At 39.8% G+C, this 5370-nt stretch carries 6 protein-coding genes; 4 read left to right on the plus strand and 2 right to left on the minus strand.

The window, feature by feature from the left end; translation table 11 throughout:
• Positions 1–311: 311 nt before the first annotated feature.
• Positions 312–761 carry a hypothetical protein gene (locus JQC92_RS20730; protein WP_205001440.1) on the minus strand — a complete coding sequence of 150 codons (450 nt, stop codon included), beginning with the start codon at positions 759–761 and terminating at the stop codon, positions 312–314.
• A 257-nt stretch (positions 762–1018) separates the two neighbouring features.
• Between JQC92_RS20730 and JQC92_RS20735 the strand changes: the two genes are divergently transcribed.
• From JQC92_RS20735 to JQC92_RS20745, 3 genes are read left to right on the plus strand one after another with little or no spacing between them, the layout of a single operon-like run.
• The gene (locus JQC92_RS20735) at positions 1019–1669 is read left to right on the plus strand and encodes an XRE family transcriptional regulator (RefSeq protein ID WP_205001441.1); all 651 of its coding nucleotides are present in this window, start codon (positions 1019–1021) and stop codon (positions 1667–1669) included.
• A gap of 11 nt (positions 1670–1680) precedes the next feature.
• Positions 1681–2097 carry an acyl-CoA thioesterase gene (locus JQC92_RS20740; RefSeq protein WP_205001442.1) on the plus strand — a complete coding sequence of 139 codons (417 nt, stop codon included), beginning with the start codon at positions 1681–1683 and terminating at the stop codon, positions 2095–2097.
• Position 2098: 1 nt separating this feature from the next.
• Positions 2099–2623 carry a hypothetical protein gene (locus JQC92_RS20745; protein WP_205001443.1) on the plus strand — a complete coding sequence of 175 codons (525 nt, stop codon included), beginning with the start codon at positions 2099–2101 and terminating at the stop codon, positions 2621–2623.
• Here JQC92_RS20745 and JQC92_RS20750 read toward each other — a convergent pair.
• Positions 2620–3036, minus strand: a complete 417-nt coding sequence (locus JQC92_RS20750) for a hypothetical protein (protein ID WP_205001444.1) — start codon at positions 3034–3036, stop codon at positions 2620–2622. The two genes, JQC92_RS20745 and JQC92_RS20750, sit on opposite strands and share 4 nt — an antisense overlap.
• Positions 3037–3604: 568 nt before the next feature.
• Here JQC92_RS20750 and JQC92_RS20755 point away from each other — a divergent pair.
• The gene (locus JQC92_RS20755; protein WP_205001445.1) at positions 3605–5077 is read left to right on the plus strand and encodes an amidohydrolase family protein; all 1473 of its coding nucleotides are present in this window, start codon (positions 3605–3607) and stop codon (positions 5075–5077) included.
• The last annotated feature ends 293 nt before the right edge of the window (positions 5078–5370 follow it).

Consider the following 5370-nt stretch of genomic DNA (forward strand, 5'->3'; position numbering starts at 1 on the left):
TTGACCATAGATCTTGGTTGAAAATTGACATGATGCGTTGCCTTATCTAGTGTAATTTACTGATCAGATCAACGAAACGATAATAAGTTCAATTTCCATAATATTTGTGTAGAAGAGTCAGGATATACTGGTTTCATTAAGAGTTAAAATATGCGGTAGCAACAACCCTCCGAAAAAAACTCCCATTAACCCACTAATTAAAGAAAACAACAGTATATATCTGTAACTCATTATTATGTTTACCAAAACTAACTCACTAAATCGATTATATCACTTGTAAAAATCTATACTTTCATCATTTCTAAATAATTTTATATTTCAACTAGACCAACCTCACACTCCTCAATCCAAGACACTCTTCGATAATCTTCTTCCAACCAATCCCTAAAATTTTGCTGTCCTAGAATCGACCAGCTTCCGCCTTTGGGGTCTCTGATAACATAAGAGTAAAGTGAGTTTTCAGCAGTTTGGTTTAGTGTTTTCACGAAGCCATCGTAAGCCGTAATTTCGCCTTTTATTGATAGTATTTGATACTGATGCATGGCTTTAGAGAGGCTGTAGTCGAACAGCAGGCCATCGTTAATGTAGATGGCATCAGTGAGCAGGATGAAAAGTTGTTTGATCTCTTGAAGTGCTGTTGGGAATTTTTGAATCATGGCATCGAGGCATTTATGGTATATAGGGTTGGTATCCCTCCAATGTGCCATTGTTTCATCAAAACTCATCACGGGTGTAAGCAAAGTGATATCAGGCTTTGTCATCATCGACCTACAAAAAATCAGCTTAGATTCTTAATAAATCAAGATACTATCAGCGAAAAAAATTATTGGAATAGCCTCTTTAGACTTATTACAAATATTGATATTCGATATTTTTATTACACAAAGTATCAAAAAATATTAATAATTTCATAAATTTTATTTTGGTCATTTTGCTTAAAAATGAAAATTTTTGCATTATCTTTAATTTTTTCACTTATTTCATCTACGCATGAATCGTTATAAAAGTGGGGTTGTTAATGATTAATGAAACCATGCCCGAATTACCCAATGATGGATATCAAACACCATCTTCAAGGGTAAAAAGCCTGCGGATGATGATAGGGTTCAGCCGCAAAAGTTTTGAACAAGCTTCTGGAATTTCGGCCGCCACACTGACGGCATGGGAAACCAATAAACACCCGCTTTCAGTTAAAGGGGCAAAGAAGTTGGTTGATGCTTTTGAAAAACTGAATATCAATTGCACTACTGACTGGTTACTTTCTGGCGAAGGACTCGCCCCACGTTACCATCAACCAGATACTGAATGCTTTGAACTGGATGCCCGCATTTTAAAAGAGGTGTTTTACTTCGAGCAAAATAACCCGTCACCGATTATCTCGATTGTCAGCGATGATTCGATGGCACCCTTTTATCAACTTGGTGATTATGTTGGTGGTTGTCAATTGTTACCCAGTAAAGCACAACAACTCATTGGCAGAGATTGCATTGTCACGCTCGAAACAGGTCAAGTGCTGATCCGCCGAGTTCAGCAAGGTAAAGAAGGCCGCTTAAATTTATACAGTTTGAATTATGAAACTCAGGCTGAAAACGCATTTATTTCGGATTGTAAAATACAAAGGATTGCTCAAGTTATCTGGCATCGCCGCACTGATGTCGTCACACTTTAGGAGCAATAACCATGCAACAACCCCATTATTTCACTGTTGATTTAGCAGTGAGAGTCGCTGACTTAAATTTTGGTAATCACTTAGGTTATAACAGCCTTGTATCTATGCTACACCATGCACGGCTTGAGTATTTTAGCCACTTTGGTATCAATGACGAGCTGAACGTAAACGGCTCTACGTCTTTCATCAAACAGCTTAAAGTGGATTATCAAGGTGAGGCATTTTTGCATGATATTTTGCACTTCAACTATCGTGTTTTTGAAACTACTCGCACCATTTGCACCTTTGAAGCCGTGATCACCAAGAACGATGACAACGCCCCTGTCGCCCACGCTTTTGAAACCATGATTTTAGTGGACAACCAAACTAAAAAAGTTGTGAGAAATGCGTCTGGTTTTGCCAAGTTAATCGAATATCGAGGTGAGTAATATGGGAAACATAATTGCAACGCCTCATTTTAACGATACCTTCGAACAAATTTATCATGATCTCGCCTACAACTATGGCTGTACTTATATGTCGTATGTGTTCGAGCATCACGGTCATAGAGTCACCCATGCGACCAACAAAGAATGGAACAGCATTTACTTTGGCGATAACCTATTAGACCGCTGCGCCCTCTTTCGAGTTGGTAAACACTTTATGACACGCAAAGGCTGCTTTGAAACCGTATTCCGCTGGAACGACATTAAAACTGTCAGCACAGACGAACACGAGATCAACGGCATCCGCACCGAGTTTAAGATCCACAATGGCCTCAGCTTTGGCAAAAGCTACCACGGCTCAAAAGAATTTTTAGGTTTAGCGACAGACAAAGGTCACACCGATTTTCCGCAATTACTACTCATGAACAAACCAGAAATGGATTGGTTTCTAATGCGGATGCGGAGAGTGGCGTTTAGGGAGAGAATGATGCAAAAATGTTTTTTGACGAACAGAAAACTGCGAAATTAAGCAATTTTCTTTTCATAACTAACAACTAATATTAGCTTGAAGCTTTGTAGTTCGATGTTTCTTTGAGGTTGAGCATCTAACCAATTTTGAAAAGGGATTTTTTCTTCTGCGATCCACTTGTCACCACAAGAGTCTATAACAGCGATATTTTTTAGCTCCTCCATCGCAGTGCAGAACAGCGTTGCTCTGAAAGTTTCCAAAGCAAAAAATTTATTTCTATCTTTTAGAATTAAATACTGATTCATAGCTCGACAAAGACAAAAGTCGAAAATAGTGCACTTGTCGATCAGAATTTTATCCGTAACAAACTGCGAAAATTTCTTTAGTTCGAAAGTTACATTAGGGAAGCGATAGATAAGCTGCTTATATTCTTTTTGATACCCCAAAAAGCAGCTTTCCCAGTTTTGCATCATTTCATCAAAACTAAGATCTGAGTAGCGCAAGTTTATCAATGAAGTCATTACCGTAGTCTCAGTAATTTCAGTCTGATTTGCACGCTACTCGCAACAAAAGTAAAAATCAATCGATGGACTGGTGAGTTAATTTAAAATTGCGAAAACAACCAAGAACAAACATAAACTAATGCAAACTATAGGAAACAAATGAAAACTAATGAAAACTAATGAAAGGTCATGGCAAAGATTCTAACATTAACAAAATTTAATGATTTTCTAGCCCGACATCGTTACTTGAGCCATTTTTTCATAAAGCACCTGCTAGTTGATTATTTATCATCGCTGGCTCGTTTTTGCCCCAAACCTCCATAGAGCTTGATTTCCCTTCACTATAAAATATTTTAATTAGCTCAGCTCAATATGGTATTTTGTATTTTTAGAATGGGTGTTTTTCTAATTCGCTCTCAAAAGGACGCAAAACGCTTGGCTTGTGCTCCTTCCTCGCTAATTTTAGCCAAGCATTTATGCGCCCATTAGTAAGGCGTTAGCAGCTCTCACAGTCACTTAGCACAAAAGGGAATTTGGTTTGAAAGCAAAAAATGGAAATCAATGGTTAAAGCGAGCTGGAATTTCTATTGGCATTGTTTGTATTTTATTCATTATATGGTTGTGGTTCATCATTAATCACCTGCCAAGTACGCTGAAACCTGATGAATCTAAACCCATAGCTGTGCTTTTTAGCAATATTCGTGTGATATCAATGGTTGACGAAAATTTGCCATCGCAAAGTGCTCAAGATGTGCTGATTATAGGTGATCGGATTGCCGAGATCGGTGCAACAGGTGAGATCAAGGCGCCCGAGGGGGTACTTTTGATTGATGGTGAAGGATATACGTTAATGCCTGGCCTTATTGATGCCCATATTCACCTTAACGATGAGCTAGAGTTCGCCGCCTATCTGGCACATGGAGTAACAGGCTTACGCAATATGTCTGGCTATCCATTTCATCTGCAGCTGACCGAGCGTATTACTAAAGGACAGCTTCTGGCTCCCGACTTCATGACTACAGGCCCGATTCTAAATAGTAGTGGCCCTAACGAACACATTTTACAAACTATTGTGAATACAGCAGACGAAGCGCGTTCGGCTGTTCGAGAACAACATAGTGCCGGCTATAGGCATATCAAAGTTTATTCGAATCTAACACCAAAAGCTTTTACTACCATTCTTGAAGAGGCTACCCTTTTAGGAATGACTATCAGCGGTCATTCTCCAGAAGGAAAGCGCACTGCCGGTATTCCACGCGAGAAACCGTTCGAAATCCCATGGGAGGCTTCGTTAGGAAAAGGATTAATCACGCTTGAGCATATCGAAACTATCGTTTGGCATGGCTTGAGGGATGACTTGACGCGAGAAAAAATGGCCGTACTAGCCGAAACAATCGCACAATCAGGAGAGGCTGTTACACCAACATTGATTGCCCACAAGCGATTGGTTTTAATTGCGCAAAGTAAAGGCGCATATTTAACCAGACCCGGTAGTGACATGATTAATCCACTGGTGACCTGGTTTTCGCAAGGTGCACTAGAGTATTGGAGTCAGATGGACCCATCGGTTTATGAAGCTCCGCATGCCGAATTTTTTCTCAAAGCGACGGGTCTGCTACATCAAGCTGGAGTCCCCTTGTTAACCGGCACTGATAGCGGTAGTTTTGGCATTATTCCTGGCGAATCTGTTGCGCATGAGCTTGAGCTGTTAGTTGCTGCGGGTTTATCACCGTTTGACGCCTTAAGATCTGTCACTCGGCGTAATGCTGAAAAGCTGGGTTTCGAAAAGACCGGCATGATTTTATCAGGTTATCGCGCCAATCTTGTATTGCTGGCAAAAGATCCGTTAACTGATGTTAGTGTGGTGGAGCATCCAGTAGGTGTGATGATCGGTGGACACTGGTTAGAACAGCAAGAGCTTGATGCATTGAAAGATTCAGCGCGAAGTTCAGGTGTATCTTCATTCTTCCGCTCGCTGATCCGTGTGATTGAAATGAAATTGACCCATTGATATCTTTTGAACATGATGTTTCTTGTGGACATCAAGAGTTGTGTAGGCTTAGATACTCCAGATATTCCGTGGCTGGTTCAATTTTAAATTGTTGGTGTAGTTGTTTGGTTTAATATCGCGTGGCGGCAAGGCAGCAAAATGAGCTGTAATATTATGTTTTCTTAACTCATTTTTGCCCCATTCCTTGCCAGCAACAAACACTCACAGCAATACAATTTCTAATGTTTACTCGCTAAAAATCATATTATTTATGACAGACTATTTTATAACAAAACAGACCTAATGATTACATT

The organism is Parashewanella hymeniacidonis (genome assembly GCF_016900895.1).
GTDB classification, from domain to species: domain Bacteria; phylum Pseudomonadota; class Gammaproteobacteria; order Enterobacterales; family Shewanellaceae; genus Parashewanella; species Parashewanella hymeniacidonis.